General features: G+C 55.9%; 10 protein-coding genes. All 10 read right to left on the bottom strand.

Features of this window, described 5'->3' with window-relative positions:
* Positions 1-3: 3 nt before the first annotated feature.
* Genes ACP6EK_RS06700 through ACP6EK_RS06655 form a run of 10 tightly spaced genes read right to left on the bottom strand, consistent with a single transcriptional unit; the run spans position 4 to position 14,930 of the window.
* The gene (locus ACP6EK_RS06700; RefSeq protein ID WP_438314413.1) at positions 4-1,728 is read right to left on the bottom strand and encodes a BamA/OMP85 family outer membrane protein; all 1,725 of its coding nucleotides are present in this window, start codon (positions 1,726-1,728) and stop codon (positions 4-6) included.
* Positions 1,698-5,231, bottom strand: coding sequence for a translocation/assembly module TamB domain-containing protein (locus tag ACP6EK_RS06695; protein WP_438314410.1), 3,534 nt, complete (start codon positions 5,229-5,231; stop codon positions 1,698-1,700). The genes ACP6EK_RS06700 and ACP6EK_RS06695 overlap by 31 nt, the downstream gene beginning before the upstream one ends.
* The gene (locus ACP6EK_RS06690; protein WP_438314407.1) at positions 5,219-6,802 is read right to left on the bottom strand and encodes a SpoIVB peptidase S55 domain-containing protein; all 1,584 of its coding nucleotides are present in this window, start codon (positions 6,800-6,802) and stop codon (positions 5,219-5,221) included. The genes ACP6EK_RS06695 and ACP6EK_RS06690 overlap by 13 nt, the downstream gene beginning before the upstream one ends.
* A gap of 3 nt (positions 6,803-6,805) precedes the next feature.
* The gene (locus ACP6EK_RS06685) at positions 6,806-7,822 is read right to left on the bottom strand and encodes a rod shape-determining protein (RefSeq protein WP_438314404.1); all 1,017 of its coding nucleotides are present in this window, start codon (positions 7,820-7,822) and stop codon (positions 6,806-6,808) included.
* Between the two features lie 16 nt (positions 7,823-7,838).
* Positions 7,839-9,128 (bottom strand): UDP-N-acetylglucosamine 1-carboxyvinyltransferase, encoded by a 1,290-nt coding sequence (murA, locus tag ACP6EK_RS06680; protein ID WP_438318925.1) that lies wholly within the window; start codon positions 9,126-9,128, stop codon positions 7,839-7,841.
* A gap of 17 nt (positions 9,129-9,145) precedes the next feature.
* Entirely contained in the window at positions 9,146-11,290 is a 2,145-nt protein-coding gene (locus ACP6EK_RS06675) for a DNA topoisomerase 3 (RefSeq protein ID WP_438314401.1), read from the bottom strand.
* Positions 11,291-11,303: 13 nt separating this feature from the next.
* A complete protein-coding gene (locus tag ACP6EK_RS06670; RefSeq protein ID WP_017890392.1) occupies positions 11,304-12,146 on the bottom strand; it encodes an SDH family Clp fold serine proteinase in 843 nt (280 codons plus the stop codon).
* Between the two features lie 2 nt (positions 12,147-12,148).
* The gene (locus ACP6EK_RS06665; RefSeq protein WP_438314398.1) at positions 12,149-12,757 is read right to left on the bottom strand and encodes a FumA C-terminus/TtdB family hydratase beta subunit; all 609 of its coding nucleotides are present in this window, start codon (positions 12,755-12,757) and stop codon (positions 12,149-12,151) included.
* Positions 12,751-13,593 carry a fumarate hydratase gene (locus tag ACP6EK_RS06660; protein ID WP_438314396.1) on the bottom strand — a complete coding sequence of 281 codons (843 nt, stop codon included), beginning with the start codon at positions 13,591-13,593 and terminating at the stop codon, positions 12,751-12,753. Before ACP6EK_RS06660 ends, ACP6EK_RS06665 begins: the two co-directional genes overlap by 7 nt.
* Complete coding sequence (locus tag ACP6EK_RS06655; RefSeq protein WP_438314394.1) at positions 13,590-14,930, bottom strand: NAD(P)-dependent malic enzyme; 1,341 nt, start codon at positions 14,928-14,930, stop codon at positions 13,590-13,592. The genes ACP6EK_RS06660 and ACP6EK_RS06655 overlap by 4 nt, the downstream gene beginning before the upstream one ends.
* Positions 14,931-14,974: the final 44 nt, after the last annotated feature.

Below are 14,974 nucleotides of genomic sequence, written 5' to 3'. Positions count from 1 at the left end.
CATTCAGAACGTTTGCCCAATGCTCACATAGGTTTGGCTTCCCGTTTCACCGATACCGTAATCAAGGCGAATCGGCCCAATAGGCGTATCAAAACGGAGTCCAACTCCGTAGCCTATCTTCACATCCCCAAGGTCGATGGGCTCTTTAAGGTCCCAGGCATAGCCGGCGTCTCCAAAAACCACAAGCTGGGTATTCTTAGCCACCTCAAAGCGATACTCAAGGTTCGCCACAAGCATTTTGTCTCCCTGGAACTCATAAAGGTCATACCCTCGAAGGGTATTCACCCCACCCACCGAGAACTTCTCAAAACTCGGGAGCTCTCGATCGGCAATGCCCCCAAGGATCCTCAGGGCCAGCACCGAATTCTCTCCGGTGTTCATGTAGTTCCGGGCATCGAGGATATACTTCGTGTAGTCGTAATCACCTCCCAGGAATCCTCCCGCAAACTCAATCTGAAGTGTGCAGTACCACCCCTCGTGGGGATTGAAAACATCGTCCCGAGTGTCATAGATGATGGTCGGTGTAAGAGAATTCGTTTTCCCATCCGCTTGAGGCGGTTCTCCAGAAAGAGGCGTGATGGTGATGTCCTCCGACTTGTACTGAATGCGCCAGTGCCATGCGTCACCGAAACGACCACCAAGGGCAACCTGGCCCCCGAGGCGTTCTTCTTCGTACTCTCCGACGACCTCCTGTTCCACCCAGTGTTTCTTTTTCTCCACCCTATCATAGAGGGCAACCCCGAAGAAAATGGGTTCACCAAAAAGCCAGGGCTCTTCAAACGAGATACGGTAGAGTGTTCGAGCTCCAAATTCGTAACGAAGTTCGAGTTTCTGGGCATTTCCACCAAAGTTGGACTCCTGATACCGGACAAATCCCAGCCATCCCTTCTCGCTGTTGTAACCCACCCCGATTCCAGCTTCCCCCGTGGGCTTTTCCACAACCTTCACCTTGACCACCACGTGGTCCCGATCGCTCCCCGGCTCGAGCTTCATGCTGATATCCTCAAAAAACCCCAGGTTATAGATGGCCCGCATGCTCTCTTTGACTTTAGCAAAGTCAAAAACGACAGGAGGGGTGAACTTCAGCTCCCGTCGCAGGACGTACTCCTTCGTCTTCTGCAAACCTTCAAAATCCACCCGCTCCACAATACCTTCCCGGATGGTGAAATGGAGAACACCCGATGCATCGAAACGGATGTCCTCGGCCGCAGTCATGAGGAAACCCCTGTTGCTGTACAACGCCTTAATGCGCTCAAGATCCCGCTGAAAAATCTTCCAGTTCATAACCTGCCCGGGGGCAACGATCATGGCCTGACGGATCTCCTCCGTGGAGAGCACGGTATTTCCCTGAATGTCTATAGCCTGGATGACCGGCAGCTCCTGGACCCTGTAAATGACCTCGATACCGTCAGGATAACGCTTTGTTTCCACCCAGACCTTTGCAAAGTACCCGAGGTCGTAAATGCTCTTGACGTCCTGCTCAACTTTCTGGGGATTGAAGGGCTCTTTAAGACCCAGGGAAATGGCCGAAAGGATAAGCTGGGTATGCACGTGTTCATTTCCCTCTACCCGCACGGCAACGACAGGGAGTACAGTTTCCTGGGCAAAAGCCTGAAAGCCACAGACAATCACCACTGCTACGGCAATCACGACAAGCCACCAAGAGGACCGTTCGGCCACCGGCTCTTCTCCCCCTTTCAGAACTTCGTGGAAAACTGAATCATCCACTCCGTTTCACCGCTCTCAGCCCGCTCAAGCTTCAGGGACCATTCTCTCCCAAAGTCGATGTTCATCTCAACCGCCGACCCTCCATTGCTCAAGTTCTGAGTATACCCGAAAGCCACGTTCTTACCAAGCTTTTTCTCGAAAGTAATCCGGGAAAAATTCTCCGGATCGAAGGTTATCCCGTCAAAAAGCGGTTTGAGGCTCAGAGAGAAGTCCTCCTTAAGCAGGAATCGAGCAATCTTCAGGAAGAATGGCGCAAGGTTCACCCGGTTGAGCGCAACATAGGCATCCTTGTCACCCAGAAACAGCAGGGACAGGATTTCCTCCTGTGAGAGGGGAGGCTCGGAAGAGAAGGCCACTGCGTAGCCATCAAGCGGTCCGGTAATACGCACGCTGAGGTCATACCCTCTAAGGCTCTTTCGGCCTTCGAGGCAAAGCCTTGGAGTACATCCGTCAAGTTCCGTGAACACGATGTACCCCTCAAGAGGGATGTTGCAGGCAATAAGGTCATATATCCCCTGAAGGACATCCAGGCGTCCGGAGAGCACCAGGCCTTCACCTTCCCGACGAATCAGCACGCTCCCGGAGAGCGTAAGCTGCAGGAAATCCGTCTTTACCGTGAGAGTATCCTGAAAGGAGAGGCGAAGTTTCAAAGGAAAAGGAATTTTCGTCACCACCTGAGACAAGGAATCAAGGTACGAAGACCCGCCGGTCTTCCCTCCCCGCGTATCCAGGACGGCTTCCCGCACCACGAGATCCCCCTCAAGGGTGTACTGCCCCTCCTTCCCCGTTACCATGAGTTCACCACTCCATCGCCCCTGGAATATCCCTTCAAGCCCAGGGAAAGCCCCATCCCCCTGAACCGTTCCATGAAGGATGAGACCCTCTCGGGAAACCTCACCCTTCACCACAAGCTCTCCCCCGAGGAACGTTCCCTTCCCCCCGGAAAACCGCCACTTCCCCCCTGCGAGATCCCCCTGAAGACCTTGCAAGGAAAGGTATTCTCTCCCACCAGCAAGGACCCGAAACCGCTGAAGCGTCACCGAGCCCTCCGCAACAGGCGATGCGTAATCCCCAAAAAGGTGTAGCATTCCCGATCCTCCAAGCTCAACCGCAAACTCCTCAAAGGGGAAAGAAAGTTCCCCTCCAAAGGAACACTGAAGGTCCAACGTCTTTGCCAGGGTGTCCACGGTTCCCTTTCCGGAAAGACGTATACCCTGGGAACCGGAAAACTCAAGCGTCTCAACCACAAAACACCTACCATCGTACACCCCTGCTACCTTTCCTCGAAAATTTCCGTAAGGAGGGAAGGAGAACACAACCTCACCGGAACGGAAATGCCACAGGCGATTCCCAGGGTCAAGCACAAAAGAAAAATCCACAGGCTCCATGGCCTTTGCAAGGAAGCTCCCCCCAAGAAGGGCAAGATTCGCCCTCTCCACCATAATAGCCCCTTCGCTGAGCGTCTCTGGGTTCAGGATGTCGGCAGGAGCAACCTCCCCTCCAAGGAACGAAGAAAGGGGAAGAACTCCGGAGAACTTCAGCACAATGCGCTCCCCCAGGGGCTCATTCAGGATTCGGAGGGACGACCCTTCACCTTCAAACTTCCAGGAAACCCTCTCCCACGGTCCAGAAGCAGCAAAACGGGCCCTATGAATCATCCCGCTGAGCCGAAAATCGTTGTCCGGAAGACGAAGGTTTTCGATTTCTCCAGAAAGGTCCACTTCCTGGTCAAGCACCATTCTCCCCCGGGCATTGAAATACCCTCCGTCCCACTGTAGAGCCAGGCAGTTCAGGGTGATTTCTTTCTCCCTGACGGTGCCAGAGAGGGAAAGATCTCGACCCTGAAGACTTCCGAAAAACCACGAGGGCGACGAAAGACGAAGCCCAAGATAGTGTTCCTTCCCCCACTCCAGGGTCACGGAACCCCAGAGGGTGAACCCAATCATTTTCCCTTTCCAGGAAACCTCAAGGGGATACCCTTCAAACTCCCCCTTCCCCCGAATGCCTGAAGCGTCCCTCGTCACATTGCCAGAGAGTTTCCCGTTACCCCGGGTTACAAGGAGGTTCCGGACCTCTACGCGTTCCCCCTCAAGCAGAACCTCCCCCCCCGCAATGTTGCCGAGGTCCACGCCCTGCCAGGATAGAGACCCATCGGTGAGCCGGAGAACAAGACGAAAATCCCCCGCTTTCCCCGCACAGAAAAGGTTCCCCGAGAAGGTTCCGGAAAGGGGAGCGTCACTCCGTCCCAGAATGCCCTCAAGGGTGATCCCCTGCACCCTTCCCGAGGCCCGAATCACCCCCGACTCATAGCTTCCGGAAAGCTCAAGATTCCCCCCCAGCATGTGCCCGGCTCCCGAAAACGTTACCCGTCCCTTATCCAGAGCAATCTGTGCGGACACCTCTTGAAGCCTCAGACGATCGACGAAGATCTCGGAACTCGAAAATGCAATCTCCCCTTGCCACAGCTCCCCCCTCTTTGCCACCTGTCCCTGGATTCTGCCGCTTCCCCGCACGGGAAAGAGGGTACAACCCTCTTCAGGGGACACAAAGAGGTCGCAGAAATTGAGACGGAGACCATCATCTACCGAACCTTCGAGACGGCCCGAAAGACGAATACCCCGCCACACCGACTGGGGAGCAAACTCGAGAACGAAGGAAGAGTTCCAGAGATCGGCGCGGAAACGACCCGAAAGCGTAGAGGTTGCGCTTCTCCCCTCGAAGTTCCCTTCAAAAGAAGTCTGGGTATTCCTCCCCTGAAAGGAAACGTCGATATCCTCCTCCAGAACACGCACTTTCCCCGAGAGCGTAAAACGTCCGTCATCCCCCCGGAAGAGCCGGCCGGAAAAGAGAAGTCCTCCTTGGTCCACTTGCAGGGGAGACAGTTCCCACCCCCAAGCCCCTCGAAAGAGCCTACCTTCAAGGTGAAGCCTTCGGGAACCTTCGCCAAGTTCCCCTTTGAAACGACCCTCCGCAGGAACAAAAGACCCCCAAAAGGGCAGAGTACGGTACTTCCCCTCAAAAACCACCCTTTCTCCCTCCACGGTTCCCCTCACCTCAAGGTCACCCGCGGCAATCCCGAAACGGAACACGGTACCATTTTTCTCCAGCCATCCATCCCAGGGAGGAAGACTCTGCCCGCTAAGGCGAGCCTTGCGAACCTCAACAAAAAGAGGGGGAAGGGACTCCAGGGCAGACCATGGTAAACCCGAAGAAAAAGCGAATTCACCGTCCTCAATAACGGCAGAAATCCCCCGGCTCCAGCTCAAACGGACCGAAACCTCCGGAGCCTGGAAAGCGAACCCCTCACCTGAGACCCGAACTCCCCGAAGGGCAAACCCCAGAAAAAGAGGAACAGTGTTCTCGACACGAACAACGATGCGATGGGTTTCTTCGAGTTCCCGAAGGGCCTGCCGAAGGCCATACCTTCCTCCTTCCCAGAGGAGAAAGGCGGAAAAAAGCACTACCACACTGCCCCAGAAAATCTTTTTCCTCAGTTTACCCATACCTTGCTCGAAGCATCTCCTTCAAGCACAAATGGAAGAAACACATGGGTCCTGGTATAGGTGGTCTTTTGGGGAATGCTACCTTTGGCGAGAATCTCAAGGTCCACACCGTCACTCCGAAGCTCGTCAAGCCTCTGATTGAGGTACTCCTGAAAATCCACGGTAAACGTCCCCTCCTGGGACTCCCCGCTACTCCTTCCTCTCCCCCGAACTACGATCTCCGCCTCACCCGGGGCAAAGTCAGAAGGCACAGTCACCTGGAGGGAAACATCCCGTATGCCCTGGCGATACAGGAACACCGTAGCCTTTCCTGCGGCAACTTCACCCCGCTTCACAATCCGAGGGAAATCGCAAGAGAGAATCCATCCTCGCTGGACTTCAGGAAATACCTCGACCTCAAGAGCGATTTCTGCTACGTTCACCGGCTGATAGGGATTCTTCAGGAATGCCTCGAGTACCCGGCGAAACGTGTTCGAGGCAAAAGTCGCGACATCCGGTTCACTGACCCAGAAAAATTCATCTTCAAGGTTGAGATTTTCTCCCGTTATCCGGAACTTCAGATCAACACTTCCTGGAGACTGGCGGTCGATGGTCCGATCAATGGCGTCAAGGAGAAGCTCGGGGAGGAAATCCACGAGAATGTCCTCTTCCTGAACCGCCGAGAAGTGAAAATCCCGCCTCCTTGTCCCCTCCTTTACCCCTATGGTAACTTCCGTTGTCTTCGGGAAAACCCCAAACCGCCCTGCTATGCCGACGCTACGATCCTCCTCTACCACACCCACAATTTCGATGGGCGTTCCCACCTTGAAGGGGAACTCATCTCCCTTCAGACTGAAATTCACGTACACCGAGGAGAGAAAATACTGCGCCTTCCCCCGGTGGAGAAAGGGATGTCCGAGCGCCAGGAACCGATCCCCATCCCGCAAAGTCAGAGTCCCAATACTCACAATCTCTGCATCCCCAGTCACGAGCTGCACCCCTATGGCGCTCCCGGGCTCAAGAGGAGCCGCCTGCTTCTCGGACCTCCCCGGGAAAAGACGTGGAAAAGCGAGCACCTTCCTCAAAGCGTACGTTTCCCCAAGGCGCTCCCTCAGGCGAGACCACGCCCTATCGCCCATTCCAAAACAGAACACCACCGATGTCTCTTTCCCAAGGGGAGCAAGTACTTCCTCCTCTTTCCATATTTTGAGCATGGCCTCAATGGGCGTAACGACACCCACGAGGTGATCCTGTGTCTCGAAGCTGTGAGAGAGCGCTCCTGCAATCTTCCCCCGGATATATACCGGGCTTCCGCTCATCCCGGCGAGGATACCCCCCAGGCTGCGAATTTTCTCGTCGGTGACGAGGACAACAAAGTAGCTGTCTGTGATGTCCTTCGCCTGCACAACATCGATGACCTCGAGAGAAAACTCCTGCACCTCTGTTCCGTACAGAACCGTCTTCCCGGTGGCCTTCATACCTTTACGGATCGCCGAAAAGGGGAAAATGGAAATCTCCCCACCCCAGACCGGAAGAGCACAGAGGACAAGGCCCAGAACCCAGAAAATCAGGAGGACTCTACGCCACCACAAAAGCTATGCATTCCTCCCCTTGGTATAGAGAAAGCCGTTTCGGAGAAACTTCAGGTAATCGAGAACCTTTCCTGCCCCGAGAGCAACACAGGACACCGGATCCTCGGCAACGTACACAGGAGTTCCCAGAGCCTTGGCCAGCATCTCATCAATGCCCCGAAGGAGCGATCCTCCCCCGGTGAGGCAGATACCCTTTTCTCCAATATCGGCAGCAAGCTCAGGAGGTGTATGCTCGAGTACCATCCGTGCTGCCTCGACAATGTATGAGAGGGGTTCGGTGAGGCATTTGTAGACCTCTGAAGCGCTGAGGAGAATCTCTTTGGGAAGTCCCGAGACAAGGTCCCGCCCCTTGACGCGGACTACCTTATCCTCCGGAGGGGGCACAGCCCACCCGATCTCAATCTTAATCATCTCCGCAGTTTTCTCACCGATAAGGAGATTGAACTTTTTCCTGAGGTGACGGATAATGGCCTCGTCCATCTTATCCCCTGCCACCCGCACGGACTGGCTGACCACAATCCCCCCCAGGGAGAGTACAGCAACATCCGTGGTCCCTCCTCCAATATCAATCACCATATTCCCTGAAGGGCCCGTGATGTCGAGGCCAGCCCCCAGAGCCGCTGCCATAGGCTCCTCAATGAGGTACGCCTTACGGGCTCCCGCGTGGTACGCTGCATCGAGCACTGCTCGCTTTTCAACCTCGGTACCTCCTGAGGGAACGCAGACCACGACATCAGGCTTGAAAAGACTTCGCCCGCATACCCGCTGGATGAAGTAGGCCAGCATCTTCCGGGTGATCTCGTAATCGCTGATCACTCCATCGCGTAGGGGACGGTGGGCCACAATGTGTTCCGGGGTCTTCCCAATCATCTCCCAGGCTTCTTTTCCCACCGCGAGAATCTGATTGGAGTCTTTGGCAATGGCCACAACCGAAGGTTCGTTGAGCACAATCCCCCGTCCATGGAGGTAAATGAGCGTCGTTGCCGTGCCAAGGTCAATCCCCAATCGTTTATTCCACATACAGGATTCCTCCCGTTCACCCTCGCACTCGTTCGATAAACGCTCCCAGGGATTGGAGCTTCACCTCGAGGTCCTCATAGCCCCGGTCAATATGGTGAATCCCGTTGACTTCGGTCACGCCTTCTGCAGCAAGACCTGCAAGAACAAGGGCCGCTCCTGCCCGAAGGTCCGTGGCCGTCACCCGGGCACCGGTAAGCTTCTCCACTCCCACCACCACTGCGCTCCGTCCCTCCACCTGAACCTTTGCTCCCATGCGTTCTAGTTCCCCAACATGGGCAAAGCGGCTCTCAAAAACCGTCTCAGTGATGACGCTCACCCCATCAGCAAGACACAAAAGCGACATGAACTGCGCCTGCATGTCCGTCGGAAAACCCGGATAGGGCATGGTCTTGATATTCGTGGGTCTGGGACGTTCAAACATCACCACCCGAACAGCGTCTTCACCGACCTTCTCAACCTGTGCACCGACTTCCTCAAGCTTCGTGAGAACAGACCTGAGAAGGGAGGTTTCCACGCCGTGCACCGTAACGTCTCCCCGGGTGATAGCAGCGGCGACACAGAACGTTCCGGCCTCAATACGGTCGTTCATGATGGTGTATTCGCACCCCTGAAGGTCCTTCTTTCCCCGGACAACAATGGTGTCTGTTCCCGCTCCCTCAATGGAGGCCCCCATCAACGTGAGAAAGCGGGCAAGGTCTACCACCTCGGGTTCCCGGGCGGCATTGGCGATGATTGTCTCGTCCTCAATGGTTGCCGCAAGCATCATCACGTTCTCTGTGGCTCCGACACTTGGAAAATCAAAGTACACCTCGCCCCCATGGAGCTTCTGGGCCCACGCCTCGATGTACCCGGAACGCATGGAAACGTCCACTCCAAGGTGGGCGAACCCCTTAAGGTGCAGGTCGATGGGACGAGACCCAATGGCGCATCCCCCGGGGAGCGGAACCTGCGCCTTACCCAGTCGGGAGATCAGGGGCCCGGTGACGAGAAACGACGCCCGCATTTTCCGGATGAGCTCGTAAGGAGGCTCAAAGCGGGAAATGGTGACGGGGAAAATGCGGTAGGAATGTTTCCCGATGCGCTCAACGCCGGCTCCAAGGCTTTCGAGGACCATCACCATGGTGCGAACGTCAAGGAGATCCGGGACATTGTGAATAACGGAGGGAGTGCTGCTCAAAAGCGTTGCAGCAAGGATAGGCAGTGCTGCGTTCTTCGAACCCCCGACGGTTACACTCCCCCTAAGAGGCTGAAGACCGTGAATACGAAAGTACTCTCTCACTTCGGTCTGGTCTTTTTGCCCGTCCATATCCACGCTAATTATACTCAATCTCCCTTATCCTCGCCATCTTCTCTTTCAGCTCGTACCTTAGAGGGCACATGAGGAAACGCAAATGCCACCTTGCCGTCTTCGGAAAGAACAAGCACTGCGGAGAACCTTTTCCCCTTTCGGGAACGGAAACCCGAAAGTCTGTCCGTTCGGCCGCTTGCCAGGAGTTTCTGGACCTGCTGGCGGGAGATTTTCTTCCCCGAAATGGTCTTCCACACCGTGAAAGGACAGCCTTCTTTCCATCGGGAACAGCTGAAAGCGACTTTACTTTCGTACACCGGGGCACCGCAGAGCGGGCAGGGACCCAGAGGGTACCTTGAGGCCACCATGCGGCTTTTTGCTTCCCGAACGTCTTCCAGATTCTGGGCTTTGACCTTGGCGACAATTTCCCAGGTCAAACTCTTGATACCCTCCATGAAGAGCTCCCGGGTAAACTGCCCTTTCTGGATGAGATTGAGTTTCTTCTCCCACTCACCTGTAAGCTGAGGTGAGGCGAGTTCCGGGATGGGAATGCTCTCTACAAGGCTCACAAGCTCCATGCCCTTGGGAGTGGGAATGAGGGTCTTTCCCTCTCGCTCCACATACCCGACTTCGATGAGACGTTCGATAATGGCCGCCCGGGTCGCCGGCGTTCCAATGCCGCTTTCCTTCAGTATTTCCCGAAGTTCCTCGTCCTCAACAAAACGCCCAGCCCCTTCCATGGCTGCAAGAAGCGCGGCCTCGGTGTACCTTGGAGGAGCTTTAGTCTCCTTTTCTTCATTCCAGGCCTCCACAACATCCACCTCTTCTCCCCGAGGGACAACAGGGAGAAACTCCTCCTCTTCCCTGGGATAGAGCACTCGCCACCCCGGCTCGGCGAGAACCCTGGCCTTGCTCAGGAAGGTTTCCCCCTCCACCCTGGTCCTGATCGTCCGGTGCATCCAGACCGCCGGGGGATGGAAAACCGCCAGGAAACGGCGCACGATGAGATCCAGAACCTTTCGCTCTCCTTCCTTCAGCGCTTCCCAGCGGATTTCCTCTCCCGTGGGGATGATAGCGTGGTGATCCGTGACCTTGCTTCGGTCAAAAACACGCCGGTCCCTGAGGGCCTCACGGAGCGGAAGATCTCTGGCAAACTCGGCAAACCCACACCGAGTGAGCATGGCAACGCTTCTTTCCACCTGGCCCAGAAGGTCTTCGGAGAGGTAACGGGAGTCCGTCCGGGGATACGTGATGAGCTTGTAGTGCTCATAGAGCCTCTGGGCAATATCAAGGGTTCTCTGTGCCGAATACCCGAAGAGCTTGTTAGCATCCCGCTGGAGTTCAGTGAGATCGTACAGCAGGGGATGGGCTTCCTGGGTTTTGTGCTCGGAGAACTCTTCGACCTTCCCCCGCTTCCCCAAAACCCCAGCCACAACCTTTTCTGCCTCGTCTTTGTCGAAAAGACGGTCGTCCTCGCCTCCCCGCCACTTCCCCACATACGTGAGGTCCCCATACCGGAAACGGGCAAAAACCTCAAAGTAGGGGGTGGGACGGAAGTTTTGAATCTCCCGCTCCCGGTGGACCAGGATGGCCAGAGTCGGGGTCTGGACCCTTCCAACGGAAAGGAGAATCTTGTAACGGCTTGTGAAAGCCCGGCTTCCGTTGATGCCCACGAGCCAATCTCCTTCAGAGCGGCACTTGGCTGCCTGAGCGAGGAGCTCGTATTCCGAAGCCGGCCTGAGCCGGGCAAAGGCTTCTTGAATTGCCTCTTTCGTCATCGAGGAGAGCCAGAGACGAAACACCGGCTTTTTCAGGCCGAGGAACTCGTAAATATAGCGGAAAATCAGCTCCCCCTCCCGTCCCGCATCACAGGCATTCACCAGCGCATCGGTGTCCTCTCTTTCGGAGAGCATTTTGATAACTTCAAGGCGCTTTTCCGTTTTCTCAAGAGGCTTCAGCTTAAAAACTTCCGGGATAATGGGCAAAAGCTCAAGGTCCCATTTTCTGAAACGGTCGTCGTAGTCTTCGGGCTCGGCAAGACCGACGAGGTGTCCCACCGCCCAGGTGATGATGTACTCCGCATTTTCAAGATATTCCCTGTGGTCCGTGAACTTCCCCAGCGCCCTGGCGATATCCCGTGCCACGCTGGGTTTCTCCGTAATGACGAGCTTCTTCCCCATAGATGCACTCCTTTCACTCCTTGGCCGCCGGTCGACGGTACGGTCGGTAAGGTAGAGGAACGTATTCAACCGTGGGGCGTTGCTGGGGCGGCTGCGGGTAAAGCTCCATGAGCTCGTAGATTTCCTCCGGAAGGCCCTCCTGCACCGGAAGGCCCAGATTCCTTGCTATCTCAGGAGTGATGGGGAAATCGTGAGTCCACCTTCCCTCAGAAAGCACCTGGGCAAGTTCTCTTGCTCTCTCCTCGGGCATCTTGTCCCGCACGAGGTCGAAGACCACTTGGTACACCTGACGGATGGCTTTTCGGGCGATATCGCCGAGAATAAGCGTCTCGTCATCCCGATTCGGGTTGGGTTCTTCAAGCGCCCGAAGGATTGACGCTGCGGGATACTGTCCACGGGCAGTGGTGATTTGGGGATCCACAGGGCCCAGAACGGCGTTGGGATCCATGACGATTTCGTCTGCCGCAAGGGCAATAAGCGTTCCTCCGGACATGGCGTAGTGGGGAACAAAAACCGTGACCTTTGCAGGATGCCGTTTGATGGCCCAGGCAATCTGCTCAGCAGCGAGCACCAGCCCTCCAGGGGTGTGAAGGATAAGGTCAATGGGCATATCGGGGGGCGTCATGCGGATGGCCCGAAGCACCCGCTCTGAGTCCTCAATGCTGATATAGCGGGCAATGGGAAGACCCAGGAAACTCACCGATTCCTGACGGTGGATGAGCACGATGACCCGTGAGCGACGTTTTCTCTCGAATTCCCGGATCATGATGATCCGTCGCTGTTCGAGAATTTTCTGCTGAAGCGCTGGAAAGTACACGCTGAGAAAGAGGATGAGAAAAAGGATTTCCCAGAACATACTCACTCCCCCTTATCCGAATTTTCCCGGTGATACAGGAGAATCCTCCGGTACCGGATTTTCCCCTCCTCAAAGAGGTCACCGCCAAAGGCATCATAGGCCACCATGAGGGGGAAGTCCTTTACCAAAAGGCGAAACAGCGCCTGAGCACCCAGGTCCTCGTAGGCCAGAACCTCCTGGGACACCACAAAGGTCGAAAGATAGGCCCCGGCGCCACCACAGGCGATGAAGTACACCGCCTTGTATTTTTCAAGGAGCTGTTTCACCTCTTCTCCCCGTTCACCTTTCCCGATAGTAGCCCGCAAACCCCGCTCGAGGAAGAACGCAAGATAGGGGTCCATCCGTCGGCTCGTCGTTGGCCCGATGGACCCCACAGGCTCATGGGGCGGTGGTGGTGTGGGTCCGGCATAGTAGAGAACGGCTCCATGAACGGGAAAGGGGAGCTCCTTACCCTGAGTAACCTCGCTGAGCATCCTCCGGTGAGTTGCATCCCGGGCAACGTAGAGTTCTCCGCTTAAGAAAACCCGATCGCCAACACGAAGTGCCAGAATGTCCTCAACACCCAGGGGAGTTTTCAGGATGAATTCTCGCCCCGCCATGGTTCTCACCATCTCAGGGTTTTCCTGCGGAAAACGTGACAGCTGCACACCAGTCCCACGGGGAAGCTGGCAATATGGCAGGGATACGTCTCAATGCGAACCTCAAGACAGGTTACTCTTCCTCCCACCCCTTGGGGACCGATGCCCAGGCGATTGATATCCTCACACCACTTCCTCTCCAATTCCCGATATCGGGGGTCTGGATGCGAAGAACCCAGAGGACGACTCAGAGCCCGGGAGGCCAAAAAGAGGGCGTAAGCCCCATTCCCACCAATACCCACACCCACCACAAGCGGTGGGCAGGCCAGGGCGGCCTTTCTGTCAAGTTCCCGCAGGATGAATCGTTCCACATCATCAGGGGTACTCCCCGGCTCAAGCATCCCTAAAGTAGTGATGTTGTCGCATCCCCCTCCCTTTACCAGGAGGTCGATTTCGAGGCAATCCCCCTCCACCCATTCGAAGAAATACACTCCCGGAGTATTATCCTGGGTGTTTTTCCCGAAGAAGGGATCGGCAATAATGGATTTTCGGAAATACCCCTCCCGGTAAGCCAGCCGGATGGCCTCGTCAAGGGCCTGCCGCAGGCTCCCCCCACGAAGACAAACCTCGCTTCCCACCCGGACTTCGGCCATAACCATTCCCGTGTCCTGACAGAGAGGAAGCCTTCGTTCCTCGGCCACCACGTAGTTCTCGAGAATCTGGGTCAGCATCTCCCTCCCCGCTTCACTCTCCTCAGCGACCAGGGCGTCGAGCATTTTCTGGCGGAGCGCGGCATCGCTTCTTATATTGATCTCCAAAAGGGCGTTCTTCACTTCCTCAACGACGTCGCAAACCCAGATGTCCTTCACGCACTCTCACCTTCAGGGGGGAGAGGAATGGTCCCGTTTCGAACCCCCTCGGCCACCATCCTCCGGGCCCGGAGAATGAGACTCCGGGCTTCCTCTTCCACCTCTTCGGGACGGCGTGGCCTTCGGGCAAGACCCTGCTCCACCGCAACAGAAGCCACAGCCTTAGCCTCTTCCACGTAAACCTCCCAATCGTCCATGGTCGGAATGATGTACTCCTCGTGGAGACCTCGCCTCTTCGCAAAATGGTACAGCGCAAAAGCGGCAGCAAGACACATCTCGTCAGTAATCTTTCGAGCCTGGACGCTCAGAACACCCCGAAAAAGACCCGGAAAACCAAGGGAGTTGTTGATTTGATTTGGGAAATCCGACCGTCCGGTAGCCACAATCCTTGCTCCGTATTCCTTGGCTTCCCAGGGCCAGATCTCCGGCACGGGATTCGCACAAGCAAAAACTACCGGATCTCTGTTCATCCGGGAAACCCACTCAGGTTCAATGACCCCGGGACCAGGACTTGAAAGCGCAATGAGCACATCCCGGCCTTCAATGGCCTCCTTTTTCCCTCCTTTGAGGTTCTCCCCGTTGGTCACAAGACAGAACTGCCACTTCCAGGGGTTGCTCCTTGCGAGATCCTCCCGATCTCGGTGGAGGATACCCTTTGTGTCACAGAGGACGATGTTCTCCCCCCGTACCCCTGCCTTCATGAGCAACGAAGCAATGCGGAGATTTGATGCTCCTGCTCCAATAAGAGCAACCCGGATATCCTCCCTTTTCTTCCCCACAACATCCAGGGCCCCCAAAAGCCCCGCAAGCACCACCAGGGCTGTGCCCTGCTGGTCATCATGCCACACCGGGATCTCCAGCTCTTCCTGAAGTCTCTCAAGAATGGAAAAGCACGCAGGCTGAGCAATGTCCTCAAGATTCACCCCGCCAAAACTTGGCTCAAGCGTCTTCACCGCTTCAACCAGCGCATCAGGACTTGAAACTCGCAGACACAGAGGAACGGCATCCACACCTCCGAGGTAACGGAAAAGCAGAGCCTTCCCCTCCATGACAGGCAGAGCAGCCTCAGGGCCGATATTTCCAAGACCGAGTACCCGTGAACCGTCGGAAACCACAGCCACAGTGTTCCAGCGGCTCGTATAAGTAAAGGAGAGACCGGGGTCCTGTTCAATGTGACGGCAGACCTCGGCCACTCCCGGAGTATACCAGAGGGCAAAGTCCTCGTAACCCCTCACCGGACACTTCAGATGCGTTTCGATTTTCCCCCGGTAAAAGGCATGGAGACGAAGAGATTCCTCAAAGGGTCGCCGGAGTTCTCTCTCGCTCTTTCTTTCCACGAATGCCCTGTCCCCCTTTGCTTCTCCGATTCTGCCCCATTGTA

This window comes from Candidatus Caldatribacterium sp. SIUC1 (assembly GCF_051549785.1).
In the GTDB taxonomy this organism is placed as follows: Bacteria; Atribacterota; Atribacteria; order Atribacterales; family Caldatribacteriaceae; genus Caldatribacterium.
This window is presented reverse-complemented; position numbering and strand designations above follow the sequence as displayed.

What these genes read in the sequence shown, in the direction of transcription:
- ACP6EK_RS06685 (WP_438314404.1), bottom strand. Translation starts at nt 7,822, where the DNA reads ATGTGGAATAAACGATTGGGGATTGACCTTGGCACGGCAACGACGCTC.
- ACP6EK_RS06670 (WP_017890392.1), bottom strand. Translation starts at nt 12,146, where the DNA reads ATGTTCTGGGAAATCCTTTTTCTCATCCTCTTTCTCAGCGTGTACTTT.
- ACP6EK_RS06665 (WP_438314398.1), bottom strand. Translation starts at nt 12,757, where the DNA reads ATGGTGAGAACCATGGCGGGGCGAGAATTCATCCTGAAAACTCCCCTG.
- ACP6EK_RS06695 (WP_438314410.1), bottom strand. Translation starts at nt 5,231, where the DNA reads ATGGGTAAACTGAGGAAAAAGATTTTCTGGGGCAGTGTGGTAGTGCTT.
- ACP6EK_RS06675 (WP_438314401.1), bottom strand. Translation starts at nt 11,290, where the DNA reads ATGGGGAAGAAGCTCGTCATTACGGAGAAACCCAGCGTGGCACGGGAT.
- murA (WP_438318925.1), bottom strand. Translation starts at nt 9,128, where the DNA reads ATGGACGGGCAAAAAGACCAGACCGAAGTGAGAGAGTACTTTCGTATT.